The sequence below is a fragment of the Maribacter sp. 4G9 genome (genome assembly GCF_002742265.1).
In the GTDB taxonomy this organism is placed as follows: domain Bacteria; phylum Bacteroidota; class Bacteroidia; order Flavobacteriales; family Flavobacteriaceae; genus Maribacter.
Genome location: NZ_MDGL01000190.1, coordinates 1 through 15,890 on the forward strand (window position 1 = coordinate 1; position 15,890 = coordinate 15,890).

11 protein-coding genes are annotated in these 15,890 nt (G+C 42.9%); 3 read left to right on the forward strand and 8 right to left on the reverse strand.

What is annotated here, in order from left to right:
• Window positions 1-208: 208 nt before the first annotated feature.
• A complete protein-coding gene (locus BFP75_RS20055) occupies window positions 209-964 on the reverse strand; it encodes an NYN domain-containing protein (RefSeq protein ID WP_099547108.1) in 756 nt (251 codons plus the stop codon).
• 362 nt (window positions 965-1,326) lie between these two features.
• Here BFP75_RS20055 and BFP75_RS20065 point away from each other — a divergent pair, with 362 nt between their 5' ends.
• Complete coding sequence (locus BFP75_RS20065) at window positions 1,327-2,115, forward strand: NIPSNAP family protein (protein ID WP_099547110.1); 789 nt, start codon at window positions 1,327-1,329, stop codon at window positions 2,113-2,115.
• Here BFP75_RS20065 and BFP75_RS20070 read toward each other — a convergent pair.
• Genes BFP75_RS20070 through BFP75_RS20080 form a run of 3 tightly spaced genes read right to left on the reverse strand, consistent with a single transcriptional unit; the run spans window position 2,112 to window position 8,092 of the window.
• Complete coding sequence (locus tag BFP75_RS20070; RefSeq protein WP_240531854.1) at window positions 2,112-3,236, reverse strand: OmpA family protein; 1,125 nt, start codon at window positions 3,234-3,236, stop codon at window positions 2,112-2,114. The genes BFP75_RS20065 and BFP75_RS20070 overlap by 4 nt on opposite strands.
• A gap of 54 nt (window positions 3,237-3,290) precedes the next feature.
• The gene (locus BFP75_RS20075) at window positions 3,291-5,045 is read right to left on the reverse strand and encodes a TonB-dependent receptor (protein WP_099547111.1); all 1,755 of its coding nucleotides are present in this window, start codon (window positions 5,043-5,045) and stop codon (window positions 3,291-3,293) included.
• Window positions 5,046-5,068: 23 nt separating this feature from the next.
• A complete protein-coding gene (locus BFP75_RS20080) occupies window positions 5,069-8,092 on the reverse strand; it encodes a tetratricopeptide repeat protein (protein ID WP_099547112.1) in 3,024 nt (1,007 codons plus the stop codon).
• Window positions 8,093-8,249: 157 nt separating this feature from the next.
• Here BFP75_RS20080 and BFP75_RS20085 point away from each other — a divergent pair, with 157 nt between their 5' ends.
• Window positions 8,250-8,933, forward strand: a complete 684-nt coding sequence (locus BFP75_RS20085) for a cell division ATP-binding protein FtsE (RefSeq protein ID WP_099547133.1) — start codon at window positions 8,250-8,252, stop codon at window positions 8,931-8,933.
• A 12-nt stretch (window positions 8,934-8,945) separates the two neighbouring features.
• On the opposite strand, the gene BFP75_RS20090 is transcribed toward BFP75_RS20085, so the two are convergent.
• From BFP75_RS20090 to BFP75_RS20105, 4 genes are all read right to left on the reverse strand, one after another.
• Window positions 8,946-10,004 (reverse strand): mandelate racemase/muconate lactonizing enzyme family protein, encoded by a 1,059-nt coding sequence (locus tag BFP75_RS20090; protein WP_099547113.1) that lies wholly within the window; start codon window positions 10,002-10,004, stop codon window positions 8,946-8,948.
• Window positions 10,001-11,065, reverse strand: coding sequence for a DUF1611 domain-containing protein (locus tag BFP75_RS20095; protein ID WP_099547114.1), 1,065 nt, complete (start codon window positions 11,063-11,065; stop codon window positions 10,001-10,003). Before BFP75_RS20095 ends, BFP75_RS20090 begins: the two co-directional genes overlap by 4 nt.
• Before the next feature lie 6 nt (window positions 11,066-11,071).
• The gene (locus tag BFP75_RS20100) at window positions 11,072-12,133 is read right to left on the reverse strand and encodes a pyridoxal-phosphate dependent enzyme (protein WP_099547115.1); all 1,062 of its coding nucleotides are present in this window, start codon (window positions 12,131-12,133) and stop codon (window positions 11,072-11,074) included.
• A gap of 140 nt (window positions 12,134-12,273) precedes the next feature.
• A complete protein-coding gene (locus BFP75_RS20105; RefSeq protein ID WP_099547116.1) occupies window positions 12,274-14,895 on the reverse strand; it encodes an MGH1-like glycoside hydrolase domain-containing protein in 2,622 nt (873 codons plus the stop codon).
• Window positions 14,896-15,496: 601 nt separating this feature from the next.
• Between BFP75_RS20105 and BFP75_RS20110 the strand changes: the two genes are divergently transcribed.
• A complete protein-coding gene (locus BFP75_RS20110) occupies window positions 15,497-15,796 on the forward strand; it encodes a hypothetical protein (RefSeq protein WP_099547117.1) in 300 nt (99 codons plus the stop codon).
• The last annotated feature ends 94 nt before the right edge of the window (window positions 15,797-15,890 follow it).

Consider the following 15,890-nt stretch of genomic DNA (forward strand, 5'->3'; position numbering starts at 1 on the left):
AGCTGTGGCCGTGGCCGCATTTGGGGCACCTGTAGCCCCCGTCCCACTTTAGCCAGGCCAGATGCGACAGGCAGCTGTCCGTGTCCGGGAATTTCTCCATAAAGTCGAAAAGGGACATGCTCTTGAATCTTTGCTCCATGTTCTTGATGTTTGTTTCCCCGAATTTACTACTTCTATCGTTATGGATTAAGTACCTAAGTCAATAAATCTATTTCGATTTTTTATGTTTCTTTTCCTTTATTCGAACATAGATTAATTTATTCCTGCCCTTGGAATCCTCACGCCGCTCAATTTCAAAATGCGGTATGGAGTTAATCAAAGGGGTCAACTTTTGAAAGCCATAGTTTCTGGAATCAAAATTTGGCTGCTTTTTCTGTAACAAACTCCCAACATCCCCTAAGAATGCCCAACCATCGTCGTCCGCAACATCATCAATAGTGGTGGCAATAAACCTCAAATCCTTCGGGGTTATTTTATCGACACTGCTTTTATTTTCCTTAGAGTCTTTTTGATTACTCGTGGTATCCTCAGACTGACTCTTTAGTATTTCTATGTAAATGAATTTATCACAGGCCACGATAAACGGGTTGGGTGTTTTTCGCTCTCCGATACCAAAAACCTGCATCCCAGCTTCCCTAAGTCGCGTGGCCAGCCTGGTAAAGTCGCTATCGCTGCTTACGATGCAGAATCCATTAACCTTTCCGGAATATAAGATATCCATAGCATCGATGATCATTGCAGAATCCGTTGCATTTTTTCCTTGGGTGTACCCATACTGCTGTACGGGTGTAATGGCATTTTCCAGTAGCACATTTTTCCATTTTCCCAATCTTGGATTGGTCCAATCCCCATATATTCTTTTAATGGTAGGGTTTCCATATTTTGCAATTTCCTCCATCATTTCTTTTACATAAGCTGAAGGAATATTATCGCCGTCAATAAGTACGGCCAAGTTTAAATCCATATGTTTTGTTTTCCGTAAAGTTACACGGTTTTATCGCCATATGATCAATGGACTAATTTTAAATTGAAAAACTACTCCCTTCAAATTAATTAGTATTGCCAAAGTCCAAATAATATGAGGTATATGTTTGGTATAATTGAAAGACCAATCAATTTTTGAAAGCAAACAAGTTCCAACTTTTTGATTTATCACCAACTTTTTTGTGCTGGACATATAACTATATCAGGCGAGGAAAGGATTCGTTTGATTTTATATATACATGGAAATATGGCCTTTTAACTATCAAATTTTACTGGAACCTTAATTTGAACAAAATAGAATTAGTAACTTAATCCCAGATATTAACGAACCACAACATACATATGACAAATAAAATCGTGTTACTTGGAATTACATTACTTCTATTTTTTACAGGTATTGGGAACACCTTTGCGCAGGACTATAAAAGGGAATTTTATGAGCTTAAAACCTACACCATAAAAAACGAGGCACAGGAAAAAGCTGTGGACGCCTATTTAAAAAATGCCTATTTGCCGGCACTAAAAAGGATGGGTTTAGAGAACATTGGTGTTTTTAAGGTGCGTCCGGGTAAATTCGTGATAGCCGATAAAATCTTTGTACTGATTCCGTTTAATTCCTTGGACCAGTTTGAAAAAATGGAAGCTTCCTTGGCAGTGGACAAATCACATTTGTCAGCAGGTAGCGATTATATTACGGCCAAACATGACACCCCCCCCTATCAAAGAATAAGTTCCACCTTGATGCGGGCCTTTTCTGAAATGCCCAAAATGGAGCCAAGTAGCGTTTCCTCTCCCAGAACGGATCGCGTATATGAATTGAGAAGTTATGAATCCGCTACGGAAGCACTTTACATTAACAAAGTATCTATGTTCAATGAAGGTGGCGAAGTTGAATTGTTCGATAGTGTAGGAGCCAATGCTGTTTTCTATGCCGAGGTTATCTCCGGGGACCGTATGCCCAATTTAATGTATATGACCACCTATGAAAATATGGAGAAAAGGGACGCTGTATGGAAGGCGTTTTTTGGTTCTGAAAAATGGCAGGAGCTTGTGAACGATCAACAATATAAAAACAACGTTAGCAAAGCCGATATCTGGCTTTTATATCCTACAGAATATTCCGATTATTAATCTTTAATAGTAAACACGAATTCCACCCGTCTGTTTTCCTGTCTTCCCTTGCTATTTAGGTTCGTAGTAAGGGGACGTGAACTGCCATAACCTTCATGGGAGATCCTAGAAGTATGGATTCCACTTTCCAAAAGAAATTTGGCTACGGCACCCGCCCTCCTTTTTGAAAGCAACAGGTTATAGGATTCCTCCCCTATCTTATCGGTATGGCCAGAGATTGAAATCGTTAGATTGGAATTGATGTTCAGGTAGGAAATAATCTTCCTCAATTCAAATTTGGCATTTGGGGAGATATCAAAACTATCAAAATCAAAAAGAACACTTTTGAACGTATTCACTTCATTAATGGCGTAGCTTGTTTCCGAATTTCCTTCCGCTGTCAATTGCCCGATCTTTGATTCACCGCTAATGGCCACCAACGAGACCATATCCAAATAGTAATACGAACCTTCAGTTGCCTTTCGTTTGGTCTTGAAAGTCTGTGTTCTCTTATTATCCTTAAAATTGCCAATAATCATATAGTTTTCCGTTCCGTTGGCCACAAATTCACTTTCCACTTTCACCCAAGCTTCGTCATCCGAATAAAAGTCGGAATATTTGATTTCAAATGTATTGGAAACATCACCCGTCACTTTGGACAAATGCATTCTTGAAAGTACCTTTCGTGTATCTATTTGTATGGGATTTTCCGAAAAGAGAATCCCGAATTCCTTGACAGCAAAGTCCGACCGTTCTGCCAAGCTCACATAAAAGGAAAGTCTATATTTTTGGTTCTTTTGGAGATTTTTAATAAGACGCGTCTGCAAATACTCCCTGTAATCATCGGGAGCGAATAAATATAAACCCACATAACCCACCCCAAACTCGGCAGGTTGTTCCCCATTAAAATTCTTTGGCGTTCCCATGGCCTGGCTACATCCGTTGAAATAATCCGTGGAACCCAAAGTAGGCATATCCCAATCGGCCAAATCATCATTTAAGTTGCCCAATTTTTTGGGACAGTTCAAAAATTGCTCAAAACTGGGATTTTTTACAAGGTTTTGGCCAAGCACAAACTGGGTTCCCATTACCAAAAAAAAGGAAGGGAGTATGCCCATGATATGTATAAACCTAAGCCTCACCCCCCTAAGTTAGAAAATATAGGGCGGAGAAGACGTATTTTAGTCTACCGGCTTCTACAAATCGAACTTATAGGTAGCACCGGCCAAAACCTGTAATCCCTGAACGGGATAATTTGCCCAAAGCTGGTAGTTGTTGTTGGCAATGTTCGCAGCTTTCAAAAAGATGGAAAGTTGATTGTCCACGCGATAGCCCAAATGGGCATTGGCATCAAAAAAGCTATCCAGGTTTATTAGCGTTGCGGGGTACTCGGATACGGGAACATTTTGCACCACTACCGTAGAAAAGTCCTCCCTTTCTCCCACATAGAATAGGTTGGCACCGGCGAACCATTTTTCGCCAATCTGGTAGTCCATGAACAAAGATCCTTTTAAATTGGGAAGGTTCCAAGCAGGATTATCCGTTTCCGTATTATAATCATATACTTCGGCATTGATACCCAATGTGAAATTACGGTTTACATCCACATTCAATTCCCCAAAAATACCTATGGTTTTTATATCGTCATAAAAGACCTCAAAGGAATTGCCAAAGTAATAGCCCTTTTCATCATCCCTGAAATTGTTCTGGGCATTAAGTTTGAACAAAGGCGTATTGTTTTCTGCCGTATATGAACCCTTGATATTATAGCTCAAATTGGGCAATAACTGACCCTTCAACCCAATGTAGGCGTTGTACTGGCTATCTGTTGGGGCAATGGTCAACGTTGGCGATACAAAGGTATTATCCTTCACGAAACCATAGTAAGAGTTTTGCCGCAGCTCCCCTTCCACTCCACCATAGGCAATTACGGTCTCATCCAACAATCTATACGAGGCCTTAACGGCGGGATAGATATAAAAATTACCCTCGCTGGCCTCCAAGTTCATTCCGTACAACAAATTGACGCCCAGATTCAGCGAAAGATCATCCCTACGCATCATCAGCACCGGACTGATACCTACCTGCAATTGGCTGTATGAAATCCCTTGATCGTTCGTTGGGCTATTGACGCTGGCATTTTCGAAATTCCCAGCTACATAATCCACCTTGGCCCCTATTGCAAAAACCTCATCGTTTAGCGGTGCCTCGAATGACGTATTGAAAATGGCCCTGTTCTCGCCCGATTTCACGGAATCCCAAAACCTTCTGTATTTCAAATCCAGCCGCTTAAAAAAGGATTCCTCCACATTGATGTGGCCCCCAACCTCGCCCATAAAGTAATTTTGCCGCTCGTTGATCCCGTTAACGGTAGCTTCGTCATAAACGCCGTCTGGGAGTCCGTACCAATTGTACAACTGATGTTGCAAGGCGATATCTGCACCCCAATCCAAATCACGATCCCGCTTTTTAAAGGAAGCGTCCAAACGGCTATCGGCAAAAATATTGTCCAATTGAACCCCTTCTATGGAACCCCTTGAAGAATTGTGGTTAAAACCCAAATCAAAGGTCGCGTCCCTATCCACTTCTCGGGTAGTATAAAATTCCGCCGTTGCATTGCCATAATTGCCCGCACCTGCAGAAGCGTAGGTATTGAACAGTTCTGGGGGCGGAACCCGTTCCACGCGGGACGCCGTTCCTTTTGAAGGTGTAAACGTAGATGCAACGGGAACTGAAAAAATGCTATAATTGATCTTCTTTTTCTGCAGTACGATGGAATCGTTGAGATTGGGCATGGATTTTATTTTGAACGCATCGGAGACCGTTGGTGTATAAGCCTTGGTCACCGTAACGGTTTCAGTACCTAGATCCTTGGTTTCTTCCTGTGACATGGCCCATGGAGCCATCATCAACATTGCCAATCCCATTCCTATTTTTATGCTTTTGTACATACGTGTTCTATTACTATGCGTGTTTATTCTTGATTTGGGTCTACTGAAGAATTTCTCTGTGATTCCTTGGATTTTATAATGGCCAGCTCCCCTTGGGCCTCAGCAACAATTTCAGGATATTGACCAAAATTGGAAATGACGCTATCCAGAATATATGTTGCCTGGTAGGAGTCTCCCAAGGCATAAAAGTTTTTGGCCATCAAAACCAACCCTTTACCGCCCCATTCCTTGTAAGTGGCGTAGTCCTTTGCCAATTTCTGGACTGAAATATTCGAGGATTCATAATCACCTTCCTTGTTCTTAAAATAGGCATCATAGTACAATGCCTCTGCGGCGGTCGCTCCGGATGCTATGGTCAAAACTTGGGCATAGGCTGATTTTGCCTTGGATTCGTTCCCCGTGGCGATGGCAGAACGCGCGATCATAATCTGGGCGTCGCTCTTGATACGGTCGTCTATACTAGGCGTGCCTAAAACTTTCTCAGCATACTCCAATGTTTTGGAATAATTCTTTTGCCCGTAATATCCCTTCATTAGGTTCGATTGGGCAAAAGTTCGGTTTTGTTGAATGTTGGCCTGATCTTCCAACTTTAAGAGGTACGGCAATGCGGATGCATAGTCCTGCTTTCCAATATACACCTCGCAAACGCGGGTCAGGGCCTGCTCCGCATATTCACTGGTGGTCTTGTCCGCCACATATTTATAATACGGCAAAGCGGCATCCTTATCCCCTTCACCAAAGTATAGTTGCGCCAAACTGAAATTGGCATCCAGGGCATGTAGTCCGTTAGGGAATTCCTGTATGTACTTTTTATAGGCCCGAATAGCTGCATCAGTCCTGCCCTCCATATTCTGTTTTTGGGCCGATTCAAAGGTGGCATTGTCCAGTTCTGCATCGGTCACCTCCACAAAATCCAATCCGTTTACCCAAGTGGCGTACTCATCTACCCTACCCAAATCCACGTACACCAGTTTGGCCGTGGACACTGCCTGAATGGCCTCTTGGGTGTTTGGAAAGTCCCTTACAACAGATTTGAATTTACCAAGTGCCTCATTATTTCTTCCAGAATTATAGTACACAAGCCCCTGTCTCATAAGCGCTTGGGGTATAAGCGAACTCCCCTTAAAATCATTGATCAATCGGTCGTAGGCCTGGATACCTTTGTTATCCTGCCCTGCAGACACATAGGTATTCCCCAATTCAAATAAGGCATCGTCCTTAAAAGTAGACCGTGCATATTGGGCCACGAAATTCTCCAAGCTTTCAATTTTGCTCTCCGTCCTACCCACAAAGCCGTAGCTCATGGCCTTTTGATAGGCGGCATAATCCTTTTCCGGTCCGGTCAAGGCCAAGGCCTTGTTGTAGGTTTCTATGGCGGGCCAATATTTGCTGGTGGCAAAATAACTATCGCCCAAGCGTAGGTACCCATCGTGCAACTTCTGGACATCCTCTCTTTGGGAATCTGTGAAAGCGCTGAAATAGGTAATGGCATTCGCATAGTCCTTTTGTTTAAAATAGGCATAGGCCAAATCATAGTCCACATCGTTTCCTTCACTGACATTACGGGAGGCAGGGTTCTGTTTGAACTCCCTAAAACCGACTGTAGCGGCATCAAAGCGATTTAGCAAATAATCCGCCTCCGCTTTCCAATAAATCGCCCTGGCCCTAAAGGAATCATTGACTGCACTGCCCAAGGATTTTCCCAAAACCTCCGATGCCGCACTGTAATCCCCTTCCATATACAATTCAATGCCCCTGTAATAGGCCACCTTCTGATAGGTTTCCTTGGTAGCATAATTTTGGTTCCTCTCCAACAGTTCCATGGCCCCGGCAAAATTTTTGGAGGTAATGAAGGAATCCACCAACAAGGTCTGCATTTCCTCCTTGTTTTCGTCATTGGGATAGGCATCCAGATAATTCGTGATTACCTGTGGTACGGGTTCGTAGGCATTCCCAACTTCATAGCTCAATCGCGCATAGTTGAGAAAGGCATCCTTTTTTATTTCTGGATTGAAATCCATTTGCGAAGCGTTTCTAAACGCATTCAACGCCTCCTGCTTTTGATCTTGTTTTAAATAGCACTCCGCCAAGTGATAATAGGCATTTTGCGATACGCTATTGGTACCCCCGATTATCTTATTGAATTGGTCAATGGCATTGGCATAGTCGCCCTGTTTGTAATAGCAATAGCCCAATTGGTAGTAATCCGTATTGTTCCATTTACCACGTTTTCCCTTGTATTCCTGTAGATAGGGGATGGCATTTTCGTACTGGCCGAGATTGAAGTAACTCTCACCAATGATTTTATTAAGTTCCGATATTTCCGTTCTGTCCGATTTGGGAAGTTGTTTCTTGGCCAAGGCGATTGCTTCCTCAAACTTTCCCAGTTTAAAGTTCATATCCGCCTGATAGTAACTCAATTTTTCCTCCAATACATTCTGATCAGTAATCTGGTCAAAACGCTCATTGGCCGCCTCATAATCATCTTGTTGATAGGATATATACCCCAGATAATATTTGGCTTGGGATCCATAAACCGGGGAAGTTGTCACCTTCTCCAGATACCGCTCCGCTTCTTTTGGCTTGCTTGAGGAAAAGAGGGAATACCCATAATTAAAATTGAATTTGTCCATTTCGCCCCTGGACAAAGCGCTCTGGTCCACCTTGTTGTACCATTTTAGGGCATATGGATATTTTCCCGTTTCAAAATAGTATTCCGCTACATCTGCAAAGGCCGAATTTTTTTTAGTGGAAGTGGGGTAGTTTTCGACAAACTCCTCCATCATGCGGTCCGCACCGGGCTGGTTCAATCGTACGGCAGCATTCGCCGCATAATAGGCACTATTGGCGGCAATCTCCTCGTCCTTAGTGGTAGCCTTTACCTTTTCGAAAATCGTTTGGGCGGCCTGAAACTGTTCGTTGTTATAAAGGGCCAGTGCATCCTGAAAGTCCTTGTTTTCGTGGGTATAGATTTTTGACTCTTGGCCGGTTGCCATCCAAAAAACTCCCATGACCAATGGAAGAAAAGCGGTGATTTTTTGAAGCATAGTGTTCTCTTACTATTTTGAATTACCGTAGTAACACAAAGGATAACGGCAAATATTGTTCCTAAGTATGTGGGTTGTGGGTACAAAAGAAAAGAATTTGTTCAAGGGTACGGCGTTATCAAAAGGAACTTATTACTTTTATATCAACAGAGAATTTATGGAAGAGACGGTTTTAGAGTTAAAGGATGCATCCATTTTTCAGAAGGAAAGCTTGGTGCTCAGTGAAGTGAACATACATGTGGCCAAGGGCGAATTCGTATACCTTATAGGGAAGACGGGGAGCGGAAAAAGTAGCTTTATGAAAACCCTTTACGGCGACCTACCCTTGCAAAAAGGGGAAGGAAAGATTGTGGACTTCAATTTAAAGACACTTAAGGAGAACGACATCCCTTTCCTAAGGCGAAAACTGGGCATCGTTTTTCAGGATTTTAAGTTACTCCCCGATAGAAATATCAACCAAAACATGCTGTTCGTCCTAAAGGCGACCGGATGGAAGAATCATGCCAAAATGGATACCCGGGTGGTTGAGGTTTTAGAGAAAGTAGGAATGAAGACCAAGGGCTTCAAGTTTCCGCATGAGCTATCGGGTGGGGAACAACAACGTGTGGCCATTGCCAGGGCCCTGTTGAACGACCCGGAATTGATTTTGGCTGACGAACCTACCGGAAACCTAGATCCCCAAACCAGTGTGGAAGTCATGAAGGTTCTTCAGGAAATCAACAAATCTGGCCGCACGATCTTAATGGCGACCCATGATTATGCACTCATTCTCAAATACCCCTCAAAAACCATCAAGTGCGACTCAAACAAAGTATTCGAGGTCGTTCAAAAGGCGGTTTAATTCTTCGCCTTTTTATTCCGAATATCCCAGTCCGTAAGTAGCTGAGGGAAAAAGAACCCCTTTTTCCAACCTAAATATATTTTTAAAAGGATCATCTATTAAATCAAGATGCCCGTCCAAATCGGCATACACAATATTGGGCCTTGAAAGGGCAAAATGCATACCTGCCGAAATTCCCAATCCGCATTCATCGATACACCCTACCATCGCCTCCAAATTGGCGGCCTTGGCAACGGAGCTAATATGGTTCGCCGTTAGGATGCCCCCAACTTTTTGAAGTTTGATGTTCACCATGTCCACCCGTTCGTTCTGTGCCAATCTGAAGGCATCGGTCAAGGTTTTAAGGCTTTCATCGGCCATTACGGGAATGTCCACTTGCCCCGTGACCTCTCCCAAATGTTCATCGGATTCATGCTTGGTGGGCTGTTCGAATATTTCAATCCCAATGGCCGAGGTGGCCTTTACAAAAGCGATGGATTCTTGAACGGTATAGCCCTGGTTTCCATCAAAACGAAACCTTACCCCAGGAAAATCCTTATGTAAGCGAATCATTTTGGCGATATCCTCCTCCAAATTTAAGCCGCCCTTTATTTTTAGGATCGAGAAGCCCATTGCCGTATATTCGTAGGCCTGTAGAACGGTCTCCTCCATATTCAGGATTCCAATGGTTATACTGGTGGGTATGCTCGATCTATAGCCTCCCAAAAACTTGTACAATGGAACCTGAGCCTTTTTGGACAAAAGATCATATAGGGCAAGATCTACCATGGCCAAACAGCTCGACTTTTTTCCTAAGAGCGTTCTTAATTCTGAAAGAATCAGGGCAAATGTGAAAGGGTCCTTATTTTTTAGATACGGAACTATGATGGTGTCCAGGGCATTTTTTACCTCTTTAGGGGTTTCGTGCGTAACTTCCGCATCGGGTACGGAACAACCATACCCAACCAAATTTCCATCGGTTTCGAGCTTTAGGATAAAATTTGTGGTCGCATCGATTTTTTCATAGGCAATCGTATAGGGAACTGAAAGTGCCAGATCCAATCGCTCGTAGCTTACCCTTGTAATCTTCATTTTGTTTTTCCTACTAAGAGATTTACCAATTCCTTGGCCCCATACTCCAATACGTCATAAGCGGGCAACTTTGTTTTCATGGTAATCTGTTTGCACATTTCTGGAATCTCAGCCTTGGTCATGCCCTCATGGTTTACCGTAACGGCAATGACCTCCTTACCAGAAATCACCTGTATTGCATTGATCTGCTCTTCCAAGGAGTGGAGACGGTACCCTGGAAAACCGTCATATTCCAACCTTTTTGGAGCGTGTTGCAGGATTACATAATCCGGTCTTCCCGCAGCCAAGATTTCAAAACCACCGGGATATGCGGGATTCATTAAACTTCCCTGTCCTTCAATGACAATTACATCGGGATCCTCATTTTTCCATGCACTTACGACGGCATGTTCTATTTCCCCGGAAACAAAATCATTGATACAGCTATCCATGACCATGCTATATTTGGCCCCCTGCATCCAAGCGGTCTGACCCGTTCCGATCATTTCGGCCTTTTTTCCCGCTTCCCTGAACGCATGCACCAGAATCCATGCGGTGGTTCTTTTTCCCAGCGCGGAATCCGTACCTAAAACGGCCAATTTGAGACAATCCACTTTTTCAATTTCGCCCGTAAAAAAATGTAGCTTGTCCCGATCCGGGGTCTTTCGAATATCACGGATCTCAACCTTATTTTTTTTTGCCAACGCCACCAGCTCCGGATCGTTCGTCAAAAAATCATGCAAGCCACTATCTACGTTCATCCCATGCTCCAGGGCCAATTTTATACTTGCCTTGGCCTCCTTGGGTAATCGGCCGCCATCTGGGGCCAATCCCACTACCAAATAGTCAGGCTTTGCCTCTAGGATCGCAATGGCCTCCTCCAAATCCTTAAAAACCTTTATCCCGTTGTCCTTGCCATCCAAGACTTGGCCGGCATCCTTTCCCGTATATCTTGTATCCAATACCCCTAGAATCTCGTACCGCTCCGTAAAGCGTACCAATCCATGGGCGGTTTTTCCATTTGGCGTATTAAATGCACCTTCACAATAAACCAAGGCCTTTCCATCGATAATTCGTTTCATTCCAAATTAATTTTTTGCAGTGAGTACGGCCACAAAACGGTCGGCCTCAAAATTCATTTTTTCATTCAGTTCCAACAAAGCAATCAATCCCGCAGTAGCGGCGGGAAGAATCTTGTACCCCTCCTTCTTGCTCAAATAGGTGGACATTTCGCGCAATTTCTTATCACTTATATTAAAGGCCCCTCCATGGGATTCCTTAATTGCATAAAGTGCCTCTTCGCCGTCAAAGCTATGCCAGTTGATCAAAGGTTCGTTTAGTTTGGTTTCCTTGATTATCTCAGGCCTCAAATCCTTGCAATGATCAAAACCATGTAAAAAGGAGTAAACTATTGGATTTTTATTGGCGGAAGAGGCGGCTATCATTTTAGGTATTCTAGAGGTTTTGCCCCTTTTATACAAGGTAACAAAGCCCCTAAAAATACCGGCGATCAGTGTACCGTTGGATACGGGAACCGCACAATATTTTGGAGCATCGCCCAGGTCCTCAAAAATTTCCAAGGCCAATTGGGAATAGGCACTGATCTGCAGGGGTGTATTGGAACCACCGGGATTGGCATCGTACCAGTCATTTTTTTTTGCCAACTTGGAACTTTCCATAACCACGTCCTCGTAGCTTCCCGGCAATCGGATAATTTCCGCCTTCAACCCCTCCATTTCCGTTATACGATCTGTATGGTAGCTTTCCGGAATAAATATTTTACAATTAATCCCAGCAAGATTGGCCGCCAAGGCAACGGCCACCCCATAATTGCCACAGGTTGCCAAGGTAACCGTATCGAACTCCCTTCTCAAGGCATCGTACAATTGGGCGAAGGCTATGCGATCCTTTTGGGTCCCCGTTGGATTATCACCTTCATATTTGATGTACAATTGCCTCAAGTCAAACTCTCTTTCCAAGGTTTTGGCCCTGCTCAGGCCCGTATCGCCAATTTCCAAGCTGATTATGTCCTCATAGCACTCCAAGCGGTCCACGAGGTTTTTTGTACGGTCACGGACAAATGCACTCAATTTGCGAGCCTCTGATGAGACTTTGTTTTCCGAGGTCCTTACACCGTCCTTAAGATCCATTTACAGTTGAAATTATTGGAATGAATATAAACCAAATTCAAAGACGGAATTGACCCGAAAAGATGATTTTTTAAAAAAAGCGCTGAATACGCTTTTTACTATACGAAGACCATCCCGATACATGGATAAAATCCATAAACCTAATCCATTTCCATGATCAAATTGGCAATAAGGGCCGTCCAGCCCGTTTGGTGTGACGCTCCCAAGCCTTTACCGTGGTCGCCATCAAAAAACTCATAAAACAAATGATGGTCCTTAAAATGGGGGTCATTGGTAAAGAACTTGTTTTCATCATCGGAATGATATTGGAACTTTCCGTCCTCATTACGTTCAAAAAGCTTCAATAACCTTTTGCTGAGCTCATTGGCAATTTGCTTTAGGTTGAGCTTCCTGCCCGACCCAAATGGGAATTCATATTGATAGGAATCCCCGTAAAACAAATAGTACTTTCGCAAGGATTGTATGATCATATAATTTAAGGGCAACCAAATTGGGCCACGCCAATTGGAATTTCCTCCGAACATGTTGGAACGACTTTCACCCGGTTCATATTGAATCTGATGATGCCCATGGTGTTTGAACACAAATGGATGCTCCTCATGGTACTTTGAAAGCGATCGAATACCATAGTCTGACAAAAACTCATCCTCGTCCAACAAACGCCGTAGCAAACGTTCCAACCGAAATCCCCGCATAATGGAGAACAGGTAATTGCCATCCTCGTTATGCTCCTCTATGTTCGATATAAGGGAGGCCAAATCTGGCCTGGTTCTAACGATGTCCGCTGCCCTTCTTCTAAATTCCTTTAGTTCTTCAAAAAGGTCCTTATGGATGATCTCAACGGCGAACAAGGGAATTATACCTACCAAGGACCTGACTTTCAAACGGTTCGTCATTCCGCTATCCATTTCTACGACATCGTAGTAAAAATTGTCATCATCATCCCATAACGAAATATCCTTTTTGCCTATGTGGTGCATGGCCCAAGCAATATTCAAAAAATGCCTGAAAAACTTGGCTACCAAATCTTCGTAGGATTTGTTGCCTTTGGAAAGTTCCAAACTCATTCTGAGCATGTTGAGGGTAAACATAGCCATCCAACTCGTAGCATCTGCCTGCTGCATTCTGGTAATTCCCGGTGGCATATGGTTCCTGTCGAAGACTCCAATATTATCCAAACCCAAAAAACCACCTTCAAAAAGGTCCGTCCCGCTTTTATCCTTTTGATTGACCCACCAAGTGAAATTGATTAACAATTTCTGGAAGGCCTTTTCCAAAAAAGTAATATCGCCTGTTCCGGTTTTTTGTTTGTCCTTATCGTAGACGTTCCAAACGGCCCATGAATGTACGGGCGGATTTACATCGCTGAAATTCCATTCATAGGCGGGAATCTGCCCATTGGGATGCATGTAGCTTTTCCGTAACATCAAAATGAGCTGTTCCTTGGCAAAATACGGGTCTATCTCCACAAAGGAGGCCATATGAAAGGCTAAGTCCCAAGCGGCATACCAAGGATATTCCCATTTGTCCGGCATGGAAATGACATGTCTGTTGGTCAAATGCTGCCAACTAAAATTTCTGGGGCTTTCCCTGTAAGGTTTTGGTTCCCCAGGTCCTCCAAAAAGCCACTTGTAGACATCATAGTAATAGAACTGCTTAGTCCATAATAATCCGGAAAATGCCCTTTCCACAATGTCCTTATGTGCTTGGGGCAAGTCCTTTTTTGATAATATTTCATTGTAAAACTCCTCACATTCCCGTATTCGATTCTCAAAAATAGTATCGAACCCAGTCCAGGGATCATCCAATTTTCGTTTGCTCAAGCGCACCCTCACCGATTTTTCCTCACCGGCATTTAAGGTCAATTTGTGCCAAACGGCAAATTTGGAACCCTTCTTTTCTGGATTTACAGTATCCATTCCATTTACTACGTGGTTATTGATACCGTCCTTGACGTATGGAACCTCATTGTCCACATTATAGATACGTTTGTTGTTGGTCTCGTTTTCGCAAAAAAGCTGTTGGCCCTTTTCATGATAGAGATAATAGCGACCGTTCCTAATACTTCTGGACTGTACGCAATTCTCCGAAACAGCTTTCATGCTTGGCCTATCAAAACGTTTGTTGTGTTTCCAAAAGTTCCTGAACCATAGATGTGGTAGTACATGGATGGAGGCCTTTTTTGATGACCGATTCACAACGGTTATCTTCATTAGGATATCCCCAACATCGGCCTTGGCATATTCAATAAAGCAATCAAAATAGGTATTGTTCCTAAAGGCTTTCGTATCCAGGATCTCATATTCAGATTCCTCCCTGCTCCTTGATCTGTTTTTCTTTACAAGGTCTGCATAAGGGAACTTTTTTTGAGGGTATTTGTACAAGTACTTGTTATAGGAATGAGTAGGTGTGGATACTTGATGAAAATATAGTTCCTTTACATCCTCACCATGATTGCCCTCACCATTGGTGAGACCGAACAAACGTTCCTTCAAAATGGCATCCTTTCCATTCCAGAAGGCCGGTGCCAAACAAAGGATTTCCCTGGAATCGCAGAATCCGCCAATCCCCTCTTCGCCCCATCTATAGGCATTGCTACGGGCCTTGTCATGATCCACGAAATTCCACGCCTGCCCATTGGCACTGTAATCCTCCCGTACCGTTCCCCATTGGCGTTCGGCCAAATAGGGTCCCCATCGTTTCCAATTCTTGTAATTATCCCCAACGGCGAGACGCTGCTCTTCAGCATTTTTTAATGACATAAACTGAATCCTTTTTATAAAATGGAAAACACATGTCTGAACCTCCAATATAGGAATGGTTCAATGACACTCCCTTGAAAATAAAACGTTAAAAATAAAATTAATTTACGCAATTGATCAAGGTGATTAAAACTATTGATGTATTGTTATTATTGCAGCCCAACTTTTATTTGGTTGATTTTTTTCCCATAGATAAATTACCAAACTGATAAGACAATGAAAGCAAGTGCCAAAATCCGTTCCGTACCGCTGATTCCATTTCAAGGGATACTTCCTTTGGTGTATGAAAAAACGTGCCTCCACATAAGCTTTCCAACACACCTCCTGGCCGACTTTCGAAATCTGTAAAAACACCTAGATTTAAGTGAAATTTACATAGGATGACAAAGGATACAGAACCGACAGATTCTTGAGAACCGATCTTAATTAAGTACAAGTATTTGATTATCAATTATTTTTAAAATAAAATCACTGGCACAAAAAAAGTTGGAAAAGATTGAACATTTAAAAAAATTGAGTTCATTTGCATTGATTATGAATACCTCAAAAAATAGGGTTCCAATCAAAAAATAATAATGGGAATCAAATAAAATTATGCACTATGAAAACACTACTTATAGCCTTCGTACTATTTGCCGCCACATCTACAGGAAACATCGTTCAGGACACTGTAAGGGTGAACGGAACTTATGACAGACATGAGGACGGTATGTACTATTTTAAGGGAGATAAAGGAGAAATCTATGAATTCCATGACATTACTGAAGAAGCTTCGGAGGCTTTTGACCTGATGGACGAGGCACTGGTGGGAAAATTGTTCAACATCACGTTTACCTTGGAATTTGGTGAGGACAACGACATGGAATACAACACCATTGTTGGTCTGAAACTATTGGAATAGTCAATATTTTCGGACGCACGGAAAATAGGCCTTGGCCCCTTTCTAGTAACCAGTAAAACCACCTACCTCGTTATAAAATTCAAGCAAAGGAATC